The organism is Kitasatospora albolonga (assembly GCA_002082585.1).
Lineage (GTDB): Bacteria > Actinomycetota > Actinomycetes > Streptomycetales > Streptomycetaceae > Streptomyces > Streptomyces stephensoniae.
This window is the reverse complement of the sequence record CP020563.1, coordinates 49,750-64,942: the sequence shown is the minus strand read 5'-3', so window position 1 is coordinate 64,942 and position 15,193 is coordinate 49,750. Positions and strand designations below refer to the sequence as shown.

12 protein-coding genes and 1 riboswitch are annotated in these 15,193 nt (G+C 73.7%); of the genes, 7 read left to right on the top strand and 5 right to left on the bottom strand.

The window, feature by feature from the left end; translation table 11 throughout:
• The first annotated feature begins 321 nt into the window (after nucleotides 1-321).
• Nucleotides 322-2,460 carry a hypothetical protein gene (locus B7C62_00270; protein ARF70851.1) on the top strand — a complete coding sequence of 713 codons (2,139 nt, stop codon included), beginning with the start codon at nucleotides 322-324 and terminating at the stop codon, nucleotides 2,458-2,460.
• 71 nt (nucleotides 2,461-2,531) lie between these two features.
• Here the strand turns inward: B7C62_00270 and B7C62_00265 are convergent, their stop codons facing one another.
• Nucleotides 2,532-4,430, bottom strand: coding sequence for a glycosyl hydrolase (locus B7C62_00265; protein ID ARF70850.1), 1,899 nt, complete (start codon nucleotides 4,428-4,430; stop codon nucleotides 2,532-2,534).
• Nucleotides 4,431-4,688: 258 nt separating this feature from the next.
• On the opposite strand from B7C62_00265, the gene B7C62_00260 reads away from it, so the two are divergent.
• Together B7C62_00260 and B7C62_00255 are read left to right on the top strand one after the other, a co-directional pair.
• Entirely contained in the window at nucleotides 4,689-5,246 is a 558-nt protein-coding gene (locus B7C62_00260) for a TetR family transcriptional regulator (GenBank protein ID ARF76910.1), read from the top strand.
• 123 nt (nucleotides 5,247-5,369) lie between these two features.
• Nucleotides 5,370-5,484: riboswitch (cobalamin riboswitch) on the top strand.
• 141 nt (nucleotides 5,485-5,625) lie between these two features.
• The gene (locus B7C62_00255; GenBank protein ARF70849.1) at nucleotides 5,626-6,114 is read left to right on the top strand and encodes a DUF4430 domain-containing protein; all 489 of its coding nucleotides are present in this window, start codon (nucleotides 5,626-5,628) and stop codon (nucleotides 6,112-6,114) included.
• 58 nt (nucleotides 6,115-6,172) lie between these two features.
• Here the strand turns inward: B7C62_00255 and B7C62_00250 are convergent, their stop codons facing one another.
• Entirely contained in the window at nucleotides 6,173-7,126 is a 954-nt protein-coding gene (locus B7C62_00250) for a MerR family transcriptional regulator (protein ARF70848.1), read from the bottom strand.
• Between the two features lie 94 nt (nucleotides 7,127-7,220).
• Between B7C62_00250 and B7C62_00245 the strand changes: the two genes are divergently transcribed.
• Complete coding sequence (locus tag B7C62_00245; protein ARF70847.1) at nucleotides 7,221-8,786, top strand: alpha/beta hydrolase; 1,566 nt, start codon at nucleotides 7,221-7,223, stop codon at nucleotides 8,784-8,786.
• A 28-nt stretch (nucleotides 8,787-8,814) separates the two neighbouring features.
• On the opposite strand, the gene B7C62_00240 is transcribed toward B7C62_00245, so the two are convergent.
• The gene (locus tag B7C62_00240) at nucleotides 8,815-9,225 is read right to left on the bottom strand and encodes an Ohr subfamily peroxiredoxin (protein ID ARF70846.1); all 411 of its coding nucleotides are present in this window, start codon (nucleotides 9,223-9,225) and stop codon (nucleotides 8,815-8,817) included.
• A gap of 114 nt (nucleotides 9,226-9,339) precedes the next feature.
• On the opposite strand from B7C62_00240, the gene B7C62_00235 reads away from it, so the two are divergent.
• A complete protein-coding gene (locus B7C62_00235) occupies nucleotides 9,340-9,828 on the top strand; it encodes a MarR family transcriptional regulator (protein ARF70845.1) in 489 nt (162 codons plus the stop codon).
• 26 nt (nucleotides 9,829-9,854) lie between these two features.
• Here the strand turns inward: B7C62_00235 and B7C62_00230 are convergent, their stop codons facing one another.
• Complete coding sequence (locus B7C62_00230; protein ID ARF70844.1) at nucleotides 9,855-10,706, bottom strand: carboxyvinyl-carboxyphosphonate phosphorylmutase; 852 nt, start codon at nucleotides 10,704-10,706, stop codon at nucleotides 9,855-9,857.
• A gap of 274 nt (nucleotides 10,707-10,980) precedes the next feature.
• The gene (locus tag B7C62_00225; GenBank protein ARF76909.1) at nucleotides 10,981-11,616 is read right to left on the bottom strand and encodes a 2'-5' RNA ligase; all 636 of its coding nucleotides are present in this window, start codon (nucleotides 11,614-11,616) and stop codon (nucleotides 10,981-10,983) included.
• 396 nt (nucleotides 11,617-12,012) lie between these two features.
• Here B7C62_00225 and B7C62_00220 point away from each other — a divergent pair, with 396 nt between their 5' ends.
• Together B7C62_00220 and B7C62_00215 are read left to right on the top strand one after the other, a co-directional pair.
• Nucleotides 12,013-12,684 carry a hypothetical protein gene (locus B7C62_00220; GenBank protein ID ARF76908.1) on the top strand — a complete coding sequence of 224 codons (672 nt, stop codon included), beginning with the start codon at nucleotides 12,013-12,015 and terminating at the stop codon, nucleotides 12,682-12,684.
• Between the two features lie 8 nt (nucleotides 12,685-12,692).
• Nucleotides 12,693-15,185, top strand: a complete 2,493-nt coding sequence (locus B7C62_00215; protein ID ARF70843.1) for a hypothetical protein — start codon at nucleotides 12,693-12,695, stop codon at nucleotides 15,183-15,185.
• The last annotated feature ends 8 nt before the right edge of the window (nucleotides 15,186-15,193 follow it).

The following is a 15,193-nucleotide window of genomic DNA, read 5'->3' as shown; positions in this document are numbered from 1 at the left end:
CGGAGGCCCGGAGGTCAGGAAACCGGAAGTTCGGAGATCCGGCGGTCTGGGGCCCGGGGCCCGGGAGGCCAAAGGTCCGGGGCCGGGAGGCCGGAGACCCGAGGTCCGGAAAGGAGCGTGCCGCATGAACGCCGCACAGCCGCCACCGGTACGCGAAACCCCGCACCCGGCGGCCACCGACACGGACGGCACGAGCGCATCCCCGCTCCTCGTACGCGAACCCCTGCCTCCCGTAAGCGAGACCACGAGCGCACCCCCGCACCCCGCAGCCCCCCTCCGCGCGGGGCCGGGCGAAGGGGCCGGTCCGGGCGGAGGGGGGAGGTGATCCCCGCCGGGGAGCGGCGGGCGGCCGTTCTCCGCCGGGCCGTCCGGGTCACCGTCGCGGCGAGCGCCGGGTTCTACCCCCTGCTGTACGCGGCCGGGCTCCCGGTCCCCGCCCTGTACGCCCTCTTCGCTCCCATCGCCCTCGGCCTGCTCTCGCCCGTCCCGGGCTCCGGCCGCCAGCGCGCCTCCGCCATGCTGCGGGCGCTCCCCCCGGCCCTCGCCCTGACGGCCCTCGGCACCCTGCTCGCCGTGGACACCTGGGCGGCCGTCGGCGGCATGCTCGTCGTCGGCTTCCTGCTGGCGTTCGCCGCCGTGGGCGGCCCGCGCCCCGCCGGAGTCGCCCCGGGCCTCCAGCTCTTCTACATCCTCGCCTGCTTTCCGCCGTACGCCCCCGACAGCCTCGGCGAACGGCTGGCCGGGCTGACCGCGGGCCTGCTGCTCCTCGCGGTGTGCGAGGTCCTGCTGCCCGATCCGCCCGCCGCGTCCTACCGGGAACGGCTGGCCTGCGCCCTCGACGAGGCCGCCCGGGGTACCGCCCCCGGCGGCGTACCACCGGAGAGGCTGCGCGAGACCGGGGCGAAGCTGCGGCTGTCCGCCGTACCGCCCGCCGAACGCCCGGCGGGCGCGGGGCGCACGGACCGTGCGCTGGAACAGGCGGGCCGTACGGTCCGCAGACTCCTGAACCAGCTCGCCACGCTCGCCGAGGCCCCACCGGCCGCCGACCCCGCCTCCGCCGCCCTCCTGGAGCGCGTCGCCGGGCTGTGCACCGACTGCGCCCGCCTCCTGCGCACCGGCGGCGGCCCGCCCCCGGCCGGGGCCCTGGAGGCGGCGATGCGGGACTTCCAGGCGGAGCGCGTACGCGGGGCGTCCGGACCGCCCGGCGAACGGCCCCCGGTCGCCGTGGAGCGGCGGCGGTCGCGGGTGCTGGCGCTGGCCGAATCGGCGCGGATGGTGGAGGTCACCACCGACATCGCCGCGCACGGCAGGCCCACCGCTCCGGCCGTCCCGCGCGAGCTGTTCTGGTACGCGGAGCTGTCCACGCCCAGGCTGTGGGCCCGGCGCGTCGCAGGCAACGTGACGTTCCGGTCGGTGCTGTTCCAGAACGCCGTACGGACCGCGCTCGGACTCGCCGCCGCCCGCGCGGTGGCCGGTTCCCTCGACCTGGCCCACGGCTTCTGGGTGCTGCTGGCCGTCCTGACCCTCGGCCGGACGACGGCGGGCGCGACCTGGCGGACGGTCCGCCTGGCGGTGGCGGGGAACGCGGCCGGGGCGCTCGTGGCGGGGGCGCTCCTGATCTGGCTGGGCCCGCACACCGACGCGTACGCCGCTCTGCTCGCCCCGGTGATGCTGGCGGCGTTCGCCCTGGGGCCGCTGCTCGGCGTCGCGTACGCCCAGGGGCTGTTCACGCTGGTCGTCGCCACCGCGTTCGCCCAGATCGAGCCCGTCACCTGGCGGCTCTCCGAGGCGCGGATGATCGATGTCGTCACCGGCAGCGTGATCGGGCTGCTGTGCGGGCTGCTGGCCTGGCCGGCCGGGGCGCGGCGGGAGGTGCGCCGGGCCATGGCGGAGCTGCTGCGCTCGTGCGCCGCGCTGGTGGAGCCGACGGCCCGGGCGCTGCTGGAGCGGCCGGGCGGTTCGCGGGCCTCGCCGCACACCCTGCCTGCCGCCCACCGGCTGCGCCTCGCCGAGGCGGCGTACGCCCAGTACCGCAGCGAGTCCTCGGACGTCCCGGAGGACGCCCGTACCGACTGGCACGCGACGCTCATCGTGTCGAACCACATGCTCCTCGGTGCCCACTGGCTGCGGCGCTTCGGGCTGCGCCCGGCGCCCGGCGCGTCGGACGAGGACGCGGCGCGGGTGGCGGCCGGGGCGGCGGAGCTGGTGGCTGAAGCCGATCGGATCGCCTCGCGGATGACCGGGGAGCGGCCGGTCCCCGGGCGCCGGACCGCACCGGGGGCCGAGCCGCCGACGGTGCTCTCCGTCGACCTGGAGGTGTGGCTGACGAGCCTCGCCCAGCAGCTCGCCCTGGTCGAGTCCTCGCTGTCACCGCCGCCGTACGGTCCTGACTCCCGGGACTCCCAGGACGGTCCGGAGTCCCGGGGCGGTTGGGACTCCCCGGGCGGCCGGGGGCCGTGAGCGGGGACCGGAGCCGCGCCTTCTCCGGGCCCCGCATGACGGAGGGGCCGGGCGCCTCCGGTTCCGCCGCGTCAGCCGGTCAGGGCGAACGCCTGGGCCGGGGAGCCGCCGCACGGCTGCTGCGAGAGCCTCGCGCCGTCGGCCGTGGAGGAGCTGTTGACGGTGAGGCACTTGCCGCTGTGGCGGGCGACGAAGCGGTACCGGCCGGTGGTGCCCAGGGGCTCGGGGCGCCACTGCTGGTTGGCGGAGCCGACGGAGGACCACAGGTGGACCCGGGTGCCGTCGGCGGTGGCCCCGGCGCCGCCGTCCACGTCCCAGACCTTCGCGTTGTGCCGGTTCACCACCTGGTAGTGGCCACCGCCCGTCGGCCGGAACTGCCAGCTCTGGTTGGCCCCGGTCCCGCAGGCCCACTGCTGGAGCGCGGTGCCGTCCCCCGTACCCCAGTCGGCGGCGTCGAGGCAGGCGCCGCTGCCCGCGTTCTGCACCCGGTACCAGGCGGCCGGGTCGATGGAGCCGGGCGGGGGCTCCGTCGTACCGCCGTCCCCGGCCCAGGTGAAGGTGGCGACGGCACCGGCGGGCAGCGTGTACGCCAGGGACTTCCCGTGGTCGGTCAACGAGAACCGGCGGTCACCGGAGGCGGTGTTGACGACGACGGCGGCACGCGTCCCGTCGGTGTTCTGGAAGGCGACGTTCTGCACACCCCCCGCTCCCTGGCTGGTGGAGCCGATACGGGTCGCGCCGGGCCTGATGAACTTGGTGACATGGCCCAGGACGTAGAACTCGGCGTTCCGGGTGACCTGGCCGTCGGCGATCTCCACAATCCCGTTGCACCGGTCGGCGCAGTGGCCCTGGTGGGGTCCGCCGTTCCGGTCCAGGGCCAGATTCCAGTTGATGACCGTCTCGCCGCCGTTGCGCATGTTCTGTACGACGAGGTTCTCGGCGTGCCACCTCAGGGTGTCGCCGAAGGTCGCGGCGGGGTTCACGCTGTCGGTGCCGGAGCACTCGGTGAAGAAGACCCGCTTCCCGGCGTTCACGATCTGCTGCTGCGTCGCCGGGGCCCCGCCGTAGCAGTGGAAGGCGGCACCGATGATCCGCTGGATGCCTCCCGTCCTGGCGAAGACGTCCAGCGGGTAGTCCGGATGGTCCCAGTTGTGGTCGTACGCCAGGATGTTGGTCGGCAGGTTCGCGGCGGTGAGCGTGCGGTCCAGCACCCGGAGGAAGTCCGCCTGCTGGGCCGAGGTCATGCTCATGGACGGGTAACTCGTCGCGAACTCCGGCTCGTTCTGGGCGGTGAGGTCCGTGAGCGCGATGCCCTCCTGCCCGTACGCCCTGATCGCCTTCACCAGATAGTCGGCGTACGCCTGGTGGTGCTCGGTCCGCAGGCTGCCGCCGTTGAGGGAGTTGTTCGTCTTCATCCAGGCCGGGGGAGACCAGGGGGAGCCCATGAACCGGATGGCCGGGTTGATCGCGGTGGCCTGCTTCAGGACCGGGATGATCTGCGCCCGGTCCCGGTCGATGGAGAAGGAACCCCGGGTGTCCTCATAGGTGTACGCGTTGGAGTTGGCGTCGAAGTCGGTGCTGCCCAGCGGCTGGCGCAGGTAGTTGAGCCCGATTCCGTCCCCCTCCGCGGAGAAGAGCGACCGCAGCAGCGTGGTGCGCTGCGCCTGGGGGAGGCCCTGGATGAGATGGGCGGAGGCGCCGGTCACGGAGGCGCCCGCACCGGTGAACCTCTGGCCCTTGCTGCCCGCGTCGATACGGATGTCGACGCCCTGCGGGGTGCCGTCGAACGGAACGTTCCCTTCGGCGGCGAGCTTCTTGCCGCCGTCGGCGGTGGTGACCCAGACCTGCGCGACCGGGTCGGCTGCCCGGGCGGTGGTGACGGTGGCGTTGACGCCGAGCCCGGCGACGGCCAGCGCGAGCGCGGCGCACACCGCGCGCGCTCTCGGATGTGGGGGACGGGGGTGGGACATGTGCGGCTCTCCTTCGGTCGGTACGCGTACGCATGAGGGGGCAACGACGTGAAGCGGAGGGGCAACGGCATGAAACCACACCCACTAAGTGGTTAGTAAGTAGTAGGCGGACGGCTCCCGAAGAGCCGTCCGGGGCGGGCTTAAGCTGATCCGGTGAGCAACCAGTCAGTGGGCGGACCGGCACGCCGCCCCGCGCGGCCCCGTACGCCGCGCAGCCCCGAAGCCCAGCAGCGGCAGCAGGACATCCTGGCCATCGCCATGGACACCTTCGCCGCCCGCGGCTACAACAACGCCTCGCTGGCGGAGATCGCGGACCGCGTCGGCCTCACCCAGGCGGGCGTCCTGCACTACTTCCGCTCCAAAGCACTGCTCCTGACCAGCGTCCTCGAACTCCGCGACCGGGCCGACATCGAACAGCTCGGCCCCGACCGCCCCCAAGGGCTGGAATTCCTCCGCCACTTGGTGAACACCGCCCTGCGCAACGCCGAACGCGAAGGCATCGTCCGGCTCTACGCGGTGCTCTCGGCGGAGTCCGTCACCGACGACCACCCCGCCCAGGAGTACTTCCGCGACCGCTACGACGGCCTGCGGACCTTCGTCGCCGACGCCCTGCACGAGGCGTGCGACCTCCCCGCCGACCGGGCGGGCACCACCCGGGACGCGGCCAACGCCATCATCGCGGTCATGGACGGCCTCCAGGTCCAGTGGCTGCTCTCCCCGGACTCCGTGGACATGGCTGCCTCGACGGACCTCGTGGTCACCTCCCTCCTGGCGGCGCTCGCCCCCGAGCGCTTCGGCCCGGCCGCCGGCCGCTGAACCACCGCGTACCGGGGCGCCCTTCCCGTACGACCGGCTCGTGGGCACCCACGTGTTGGGCCGTTTCCCGGCAGCGCACCGCCGCCCGGCCCTACGATGCGAGGGCTCCGGTGATCCGGAGCGACAACTGAATGCGTGCGCGACTGGGGGAAGCCGGTGGGAATCCGGCGCTGACCTGCAACCGTGTGCGGCCCCCGGGCCGCGAGTCGGACAGCCCGGCGCGTGACGTGTACCGCTTCCCCTGTCATGGTCTGCAGTGCGAAGCCCGCAGCCGCGAACCGCTGCGCGTACGCCGCGAGTCACGCGGCCGGACGCGCCGCGGGCCGACGGCTCCGGTGCGGCGGCACGGCAGGCCGTCCCGCACCGGAAAGGCACGCTCGTGCACCTGACATCCGCCCGCCGCACCCTCGTCGTCACGGCCGCCCTCGGCCTCGCTCTCGCCTCCGCCCCCGCCGTGGCCCAGCCGCAGGCCAAGGCCCACACGAACGCCCCGGTGAAGGTCACGCTGACCGTGAAGGGGCCGGACGGGCGCCTCTTCAAGGGAAAGATCAGGACCAAGGGGCATGACGTGACCACCGCCACCGGTGGCACGCACCGCTGCGACGGCACCAACGGAGGGGCGAACCCGAGCGCCGTTCCCACGCCCACCGCGGCCCTGGACGACGCTGCCAAGAAGAGACACTTCACCTGGGACGGCACCTGGTACGCCTCGTTCGACGACTTCTCGGTCGACACCATAAAGAACGTCAGCGGCGGTGGCGTCGCCTACTGGAACATCGCCGTCAACGGCACGTCGATCCCGGTCGGCGGCTGCCAGTTCAAGCTGAAGGCCGGGGACAAGGTCGCCTTCACCTGGACCGCCTTCTAGCCGGACCGTCGGCCGCGGGGCCCGGGACGCACACGTCCCGGGCCCCGCGCCTCGATCCTCAGCCGGATGCCGTCCCCAACTGCGCGTCCAGCGCCGCCAGGAGCCAGTCGTGCGCCGATCCGGGCGTCGGCTCCGGAGGGCGGCCGGGCGCGCCGAGCACCTCGGCCGTCAGCTCCCAGTACCGGTCGATCCGCGGGTCGGCGGCCAGCTGACCGGCCAGCCCACGGCGGAACCCGGGCGTGTCGCGGGTGCCGTACGTACGCGCGTACGCGTCCACGAACCCGTCCAGGGCCTCGCCGGGACGGGGCTCCCGGCCCCGGCGCAGCTCCCCGGCCGCCAGGTCGTACGCCGTGGCCAGACCCGCGTACAGCACCGCCGACTCCCGCGCCCCCGCACCTCGGTGGGCCCTCGGCCGACAGGGACCGCTCCCGGCGCACGGGCCGCTCACGAAGGCGTGCAGCCGCGCGAAGGCGAGCACCTGCCCCGGCCCCGGGGCCTCGGGCGGCTCCGGTACGGCCGCTTCCAGGAACGCGCGTACGGACCGGGCGGGCATCCGGGCCGGGAGCCAGGCGCGCCAGAACCGGACCAGTGCGGCGGTGCTCGGCGGAGCGCCGACCGCCCCGACCAGGCGCAGCCGGTCCGGGCGTTCGGCCGGCGGGCAGTCCCGCACCAGCTGGAGCGCGGCCTCCCGCCAGCGCAGGGCCCTGAGTTCGGACCCGAGCACGCGCAGCCGCCCGGCGACGGCGTCCTCCAGCGCGTCCCCCGCATCCCCCTCGTCCTGCTTGTCGAGGACGCGGCGCACCTCGGCGACCGGCAGGCCCAGACCGCGCAGCGAACGGATCAGGCTCAGCCGCTCCACAGCCTCCGGGGCATACCTGCGGTGCCCGCCCGCACTGCGGGACGCCTCCGGCAGCAGCCCCCCGTCCGAGTAGAAACGGACGGTCTTCACACTGACACCCGCCCGCTCGGCCAGTTCGCCGATGGTGCACAGACCGTCGTACGACGAAAACACGTGAACCTCCCCCAAGAGGAGTTCCTACGGTACCGGCGAGCGCTGCCGGGAGATCGGGCCGGTGCGCGGAAGGCAGCGGTGACGAGGAGGAACCATGACCGTATTCATCCTGGTGGCGGGGGCGTTCACCGGGCCGCACGTGTGGCGGGACACCGCCGCCCGGCTGGCCGGGAAGGGCGCCGAGGTACACACGGCGGCGCTCACCGGACTCGGCGGACGCCCCGCCGGAGACGTGGCCGCCGTCGACCTGGAGACGCACATCGCGGACGTGCTCGCGGTGATCGACCGGGTGGGGGCGGGGCCCGGCCGGGAGATCGTGCTCGTCGGCCACGACTACGGCATCCACCCGGTGCTGGGCGCGGCCGACCGGCGGGCGGGAGCGATCGCCCGGATCATCCACCTGGACGCGGGGATGCCGCAGGACGGGGTGCCTGCCCTGGCCGCCGTACCCGACGAGCGCCTGCGCGAGCGGCTGTCGGGAGGCGGGGACGGAGGCGGGGGCGAGGGAGAGTGCGACCGGCTGTCCGCCAGCGCCGGGGAAGAACGGGCCGGTGAGCTGCCGCCCCCGGACCGGGACGCGTGGCCGCTCTGGGGGAGCACCGCCGGACTCTCCGATGAGGCGCTCGACGGGCTCACCGCCCGCGCGGCCCCGCAGCCGCTGGGCACCCTGCTCCAGCCGCTGCGGCTCACCGGGGCCGCGGCGCAGGTGCCCGCGACCGGGGTGCTGTGCACCGGCAACGGGCCGGGCATCGAGCTGGTCCAGCTCGGGGTGGACGCGGGCGACCCCGCCCTCGTGGCCCTGGCCGGACGCGGGGTGACCTTCTTCGAACTGCCCACGGGCCACTGGCCGATGCTGTCCTGCCCCGCCGAGCTGGCCGGGGTCCTGCTGGCGGCGGCGGGCGGCGGGGGCCACCGGCTGAGCTCCGCCGACGCCGCCCGGACGCCCCCGCATCTGCGGCCGTTCCTCCTCGACGTACCCGAACGGCCCCGCGAACGGACCGGGAACACCGACCTGTACCTGCCCGACGGGCCGGGACCGCACCCGGCCGTGGTGTTCGTCCACGGCGGCCCCGTACCCGCCGGAGTACGGCCGACGCCCCGGGACTGGCCGACCCTGACGGGGTACGCCCGTTACGTCGCCGGGCTCGGGGCGGCGGCCGTGACGCTCGACCACCGCCTGCACGCCGTGAGCGACTACGGGCGGGCCGCCGAGGACGTGGCCGCCGCCGTGGAACGCGTACGGGCCGATCCCCGGGTGGACGGCGACCGGGTCGCCCTGTGGTTCTTCTCGGGCGGCGGCCCCCTCACCGCCGACTGGCTGGCCGCGCCCCCGGCGTGGCTGCGCTGCCTGGCCGCCAACTACCCGATCCTGGCGCCGCTGCCGGGCTGGGGGCTGTCCGGCGCCCGGTTCCGCCCGGTGGAGGCGGTCGCCCGCGTGGGGAAGCTCCCGGTGGTGCTGGTCCGGGCGGGGCGCGAGATCGCCGGGATCGCCGTCACCGTGGAGGAGTTCCTGACCGAGGCCGCCCGCTGCGGGGCGGACGTCGAGGTGGTCGACGTACCGGAGGGCCGCCACGGCTTCGAGACGCTCGACCCGACGGACGACGCGCGCGAGGCCGTGCGCCGGGCGGTCGCGGCGGTGCTGGCCCGCCTGACGGCCTGAAGACCCGCCCGACCGCCCGAGGAGCGGACTACTCGATGACCAGCTCCACGTCGATGTTCCCCCGCGTGGCCTTGGAGTACGGGCAGTAGGCGTGGGTGGCGTCGACCAGCCGCCGCCCGACTTCGCCCTCCAGGGAGTCGGGCAGCTCGACGCGCATGACGACCGCGAGCCCGAAACCGCTGCCGTCCTTGCCGATGGAGACCTCGGCGGTCACGGAGACGTCCTTGGTGTCGACCTTCATCTCCCGGGCGACCGCGGACATCGCACTGGCGAAACAGGCCGCGTACCCGGCGGCGAAGAGCTGCTCGGGGTTGGTGCCCTCGCCGTTGCCGCCGAGCGCAGGCGGCAGGGCGAGGGGCAGGTCGATCCGGCCGTCCGAACTCACGGCGCGGCCCTCGCGGCCGTTGGCGGTCGCGGCGGCGGTGTACAGCGCGTCCATGGGGTGCCCCTTCTCGTCGGGGCCGCGACCGGGGTGGTCGCGGCCACGCCATAAAGATTGCACATCATTAAGTTGTGCACAACTTAATGATGTGGCCGACGGTACGCTGGCTCCATGACCGCCACCCCGGGCACCCCGTCCGACCTCGCCGCCGTCCCCGACGAGGAGCTGCTGCGCCTCGACCACCAGGTCTGCTTCTCGCTGCACGCCGCGTCGCGCGCGTTCGGCGGCTTCTACCGCCAGGCGCTGAAGGACCTCGGCCTCACCTACCCCCAGTACCTGGTCATGCTGGTGCTGTGGGAGGACGGGCCCCAGCCCGTCAAGGCCATCGGGGCGCGTCTCCACCTGGACTCCGGGACCCTCTCGCCGCTGCTGAAGCGCCTGGAGGCGGCGGGGCTGGTACGCCGCGAGCGCAGCCGCGAGGACGAGCGCTCGGTCCTGATCGAGCTGACCGACGAGGGCGCCCGGCTCCGTGAACGCGCGCTGTCCGTCCCCCGGGGCGTGCTCGCGGCGACCGGTCTGTCGGTGGCGGAGGTGCTGGGTCTGCAGAAGGTCCTGGGCCGCCTCACGGCCGCCCTGGGGGAGGCCGTGGACGCTCATTGACCGTGCCCGTGAACGACGCCTATCGGTTATCGGTGCGAGGGGTGGTGCCGACTGATGTTCTTCTCCAGCAGGGCGGTCGAGGCCCGTACGCCGACCGACGTGCCGGGGGAGAACTCCGGGAGCCGCCCGTCGGCCCGCTTCAGCTCGCCGAGCGCGTGGTCGATGGCGGTGTGCGCGGCGAACAGGCAGGGGGTGCTGTAGATGGCGACCTGGCATTCCAGATCGGTCAGTTCGGAGAGCGAGAGCCTCGGTGACCTGCCGCCCGCGATCTGGTTGAAGAGCAGGGGCTTGTCGTCGATGACCTTCCGGATACGGCGAATCCACTCGACGTCCCGCACCCCGTCGACCAGCACCACATCGGCATCGGTCTCCGCGAGCGCCTGGGCGCGGCGCAGGATGTCCTCGTCCTCGGTGGCGTCGGTACGGGCCACGACCACGAGGTCACGCCGGCTCTCCAGGACCAGGTTGAGCTTCTCCAGGTACTCCTCCAGCGGCAGGACGCTCTTGCCGTCCGCGTGGCCGCAGCGGCGCGGGCGCTTCTGGTCCTCCAGGATGACGCCGGACGCCCCGGCCCGCTCCAGCCGCTGCACCACGTGGCACGCCACCTCCGGGTCCACGTATCCGTCGTCGATGTCCACCAGCAGATGGTGGGAGGGGAAGGCGAGCCGGAGCCGTTCGGTGAAGGCGACCATGTCCGGCCAGGCGATGAAGCCGATGTCCGGCAGCCCGTAGTGGGAGGCGGCGAAGCCGAAGCCGGAGACGAAGAACCCGTCGTAGTGCTGGGCGGCGACCGATGCCGAGTACATGTCGTAGATGCCGATGAGCGGGGTGGTCCCGGGCGTCCGGATCTGCTCGCGCAGCGCGCTTCCGTGGCGCATGTCTCTCTCCTTGCGTGCGGCCCGGCGGTGAACGGGCCGTCGGCGGGACGGTTCGCACCGAGGGAAGTTGATCCCTTTTGCGAGTGCTCGCATAGATATACCGGCAGGGAGAGTGTCCGGCTCCCCGACACGCCCCTCGCCGCGCGGCGGCCCAACTCACTTTCAGGCAGGGCGCGCTGGAGCGCTCAAGGAGAGGCGGACGCTCCGGCGGGGCGCTCCGAGGAGAGGCAGCCCGGGCGGGTCCGCCTCGGCGGGACACCCGGGCGGGGCGTTCTCAGCTCCCTTGCGCACGGCTCCCGCCACCGAAGTCCCAGGCTTCGATGTCGCGGTAGCGGATCGGCCCCGGGCCGCGACCGGCGTTGCTGCCCACCAGGTGGAGACGTCCGGCATCCCAGCCGCGACCGGCGAACGTGTCGAGCCCGGCGGCGGCCTCCGCCACGGCGGAGTGGTCACCCCGGCGGGCGCGGGCCAGCGTCAGATGGGGCCGCAACGGCCGCTCCACGAACGGGACACCGTATTCCCTGACCACGCCCCGTACGTCGGCGGCGAGCCGGTGCAGCCCTTCGAGGTCCCCCTCGATCCCGCTCCAGAGAACGCGCTCGTCGAAGTGCCCGCCGCCGTGCAGCGCCAGCGGCAGGGGCCGCCGCCGCTCCGCGAGCGCGGCGAGCGGCGGGACCAGCGGCGGGACGGTGGTGACCGGGAGCTCACCGAGGAACGCCAGGGTGATGTGCCAGTCCTCGATGCGGTTCCACCGCAGGCGCGGATACGCCGCGTAGGCCGGGCGCAACGCCCGCGCGAGCTCCTCCTTGGCGTCATCGGGCGGAGCGAGCGCCAGGAACACGCGGATGGTCGGGGCCGGCATTCCTTCGTGGGCGGCGGCCTCGGAGACGGCTTCGGACGATTTGTTCACCCGCCGTACCGTACGTGCCGCCTCCGGCGCCTCCGCCACGAGGGGGCAGGCCACCGCGTCCCCCGGTGACGGACGATGCTCACCCCCTCCCATGTCCTGCGGCGCTTTTCGGCCAACTACGTTGCCGGGACGGGCCAGATCAACTTCCGCCCCCGGGGCTGTCAACCGGGTCGAGTAAGTTTGCTCCGGTTACGGCAACCCATCGGGGGCGGTTGCCGAACGCGCCTCGGCCTCACTGCCGACGGCCCTTCACGGGCCCTGAGCAGGGGACGCGCGCACCGGCCGATCTCCTGCCGCTCGCAGGCCGCCCCGTTCGCGTACGCGTCGGAGAGGACAACCACTCACGTGGGCAAGAACGCGGCGATCACCGCCACCCAGGTAGGCAAGACGTTCCCCATGGGCCGCCAGACCGTGACCGCGCTGCGGGACATATCGCTGTCCGTTCCCGCCGGTACGCTGACCGCGCTGACCGGCCCCAGCGGCTCCGGCAAGAGCACACTGCTCCACCTGATCGCCGGGCTGGAACGCGTCGGCTCGGGCACGCTCGACGTCCTGGGGAGCGAGCTCCACGCCTGCACCTCGGCCGAGCTGTCCGCGCTGCGGCTGCGGGAGATCGGCTTCGTCCACCAGGACTTCAGCCTCCTGGCCGACCTGACGCTCATCGAGAACGTGCGCCTCCCGCTGGAAGCCCTGGGCACCGCGCGCGGCGACGCGACGGCGGCGGCACGCGCAGCGATGGGCCGGGTCGGTCTGGCGGGGCTGGAGGAGCGGTTTCCCGCCGAGGTTTCCGGCGGCCAGCAGCAGCGCGCCGCCATCGCCCGCGCCATCGTGGGGGAGCGCACGCTCGTCCTCGCCGACGAGCCCACGGGGTCCCTGGACTCCAGGACGGGCGCGGAGATCATGGACGTACTGGCCCAGCTCCGTGACGAGGGCGTCACCGTCGTGCTCAGTACGCACAACCCGGCCAACCTCGCCCACGCGGACCGGATCGCCGTCCTGCACGACGGCACGCTGGTCTCCTTCGGCACCGCCGATTCCAGCGTTTCCGCCGAGGCGGGCACGGCATGAGAACGTACGTGCACCTGGTCGGCAGACGTACCGTCGTCGGGCGCGGCGGCAGGCGCATCGGGCTCCTCGTGCTGCTGGCGCTGCCCGTGCTGCTCGCCACGCTGGCCGCCGGGGTGTTCGCCTCGGTCGCCCCTTCCGCGGAGCAGCGGGCCACCAGCACCATGGGCCGCGCCGACGGATTCGTCAGCCACGCGGACCCCGAGGTGACAGCCGGGCTCGCGAAGGAGCTGCGGCAGCGTGTACCGGGTATCACCGTGCTCGAGATCGACAGCAACAGTGAATTCCCCGTGTGGGTGAAGGACCGCACGGTTGCCGTGTACTACGCCGATACCGACTGGTCCTCGCCCCTGGCGGACGGCCGGTACCGGCTGCTGGAGGGCCAATTCCCTTCGGAATCCGGGGAGATCGCGGTGAGCCGGGCCCTCGCCGACGACCACGGGCTGAGCCTGGGCGACAGCCTGCCCTACCGCTGGAAGCGCGACGCGCCCGCGCGGATCGTCGGCCTGGTCGAGAGCCCGCAGGCACACGCCTCCTACGACTACCTCGCCGCCCCCGGCCAGCTGAGGGCCTGGCCCAGGACCGGAGAGGACAGCACCAACGTCGTCTTCTCGGATTACGGCCTGCTTCTCGCAGGTGACGCCGGGCAGATGGACACCGCGCAGAGCGCCATCGGCGAGCAGGAGATGCGGCTCGAGACCAGAGCGGGCTTCGTCGCTTCCCGGACGATGATCGAACGTGAGCCCGCGCTGCTTCTCGCTCCCGGGATCGTCGTGCTCGGGGTCATGGCCGCCGGGGCGTTCGCCCTGCGGATGCGGCGTACCCGGACCGAGTTCGCGATCCTCGCCGGTCTCGGCGTACCGGACCGCGACCTGCGCCGCGCCGCCGTCGCCGGGGCCGTATCGGCCAGTGTGATCGCCGTTCCCGCCGGGTGGGCCGCCGGGAGCCTTCTCGCCCTTGCCGTACGCCCGGTGCTGCCCCATGTCACCGACAAGGACGTCGCCCCCTACGACCCGCTCCTTGCCGGAGGGCTCCTCACCATCCTGCTGTCGGTGGCCGTGGCGGCCCTGGCCGCCGTACTGACCTCGCGGTATCCGGCAGGGCTCCCCGCCCGGGAACGGGCCCGCACCACCCCCCGTGGCGGAAAGCGGGCCCGCCTGTGGGCTCCGGCGCTGTGCGGACTCGCCGCACTCGGCATCGCCGTCGCGGTGACCTTCCAGGACGACGAGGAGATCTCCGCCGCAGCGGCGGTCTCGGCCATCGTGTTCCTGGCCGCCGCTGCGCTCACCCGCGTCGGGGACGCGCTGCGGGCCCTGGCCCGGTCGGCCGACCGTACGCTCAGCGCACGGATCGCCCTGCGCGCCTTCGCCCGCGACCCGCGCCGGCCCGTCTCGGCGATCGTGATCGGGGCCGTCGCGCTCGCCCTGACCATCGGCATCCTCGGCACCCTGTCCAGCGTCACCGCCCAGGGACGCGCCACCTACGTCGGCAGCCGCCACCTCGACCAGGTGGAGGCCCTGCTGCACGGCGGCAGCGACCCCGGCGCGGTCGAGAAGCGCCTCGCCACGGCCTTCCCCGAAGGGACCCCGATCGTCCGGGGCTCCTACCCGGTCGACGAAGAACTCCTGGCAGCCTCCGTCACCCCCGCCCTCACCCCGCCCTGGAGTGTCGCCTGGGCGGCAAACGGGAACGAGGACTGGACGCAGACGCTCGGGATCGTCGACGACGGCAAGACGTTCGCGGTCCTGACGGGCCGGACCTGGTCCCCCCGGGAGCGCAAGGCTCTCGAGGACGGCCGCATCCTGGTCGTGGCGCCCGAGTACATCAAGGGCGACCGCGTCACCCTCTCCCGACCGGCCTCCCTCAACGGCGAGAAGCCCGAGATCCGCCGCGAGATCAGGGGCGCCGTCCTCTCCGACCCCGTCGACGCCACCACCCGTACCCGCGCCTCCGCCTACATCACCAGCAGGGCCGCCCGCGCGCTCGGCGCGACGACCGTGGACTACTCGGTCATCGCCTCTCCCGCCGGCCTCGCCCCCGACACGGAGGAGCGGCTGGTCAAGGCCCTCGAACCGGTCGACGTCGTCATGTCGGACGTCCGTATCGAGACCGGACCCGAGACCACCCCGTCCTCCGTGTGGTACCTCATGCTCGGCCTCGCACTCGCCGCCGTCGTGACCGTCCTCGGCATCACCATCACCTCATCCGCCACCGAACTCCGCCCCGACCTGGTACGCCTGCACCGCATCGGCCTGTCCCCGGGCACCCTGCGCCGCATCGTCGTCTGGCAGTCGCTCACCATCGCCACCCTCGCGGCGCTCCTCGGCATCGCGGCCGGATGGGGGCTGACCGCCGCACGGAACTGGCCCGTGGACATCCCCGTCGTCATGGACTGGACAGCCGTCTCCACCGTCCTCGCCCTGACCCTCGTCCTCGCCGCCGTCTACGGGGCACTCGCCGCACCCCGCCGTATCGGCAACACCCTCAACCGCACCGAAACCTGACGCGAGCC

Bases quoted from the DNA above. Each gene is read 5' to 3' on its own strand.
- B7C62_00265 (ARF70850.1), bottom strand. From the start codon at position 4,430: ATGTCCCACCCCCGTCCCCCACATCCGAGAGCGCGCGCGGTGTGCGCC.
- B7C62_00260 (ARF76910.1), top strand. From the start codon at position 4,689: ATGGACACCTTCGCCGCCCGCGGCTACAACAACGCCTCGCTGGCGGAG.
- B7C62_00245 (ARF70847.1), top strand. From the start codon at position 7,221: ATGACCGTATTCATCCTGGTGGCGGGGGCGTTCACCGGGCCGCACGTG.
- B7C62_00240 (ARF70846.1), bottom strand. From the start codon at position 9,225: ATGGACGCGCTGTACACCGCCGCCGCGACCGCCAACGGCCGCGAGGGC.
- B7C62_00235 (ARF70845.1), top strand. From the start codon at position 9,340: ATGACCGCCACCCCGGGCACCCCGTCCGACCTCGCCGCCGTCCCCGAC.
- B7C62_00230 (ARF70844.1), bottom strand. From the start codon at position 10,706: ATGCGCCACGGAAGCGCGCTGCGCGAGCAGATCCGGACGCCCGGGACC.
- B7C62_00220 (ARF76908.1), top strand. From the start codon at position 12,013: ATGGGCCGCCAGACCGTGACCGCGCTGCGGGACATATCGCTGTCCGTT.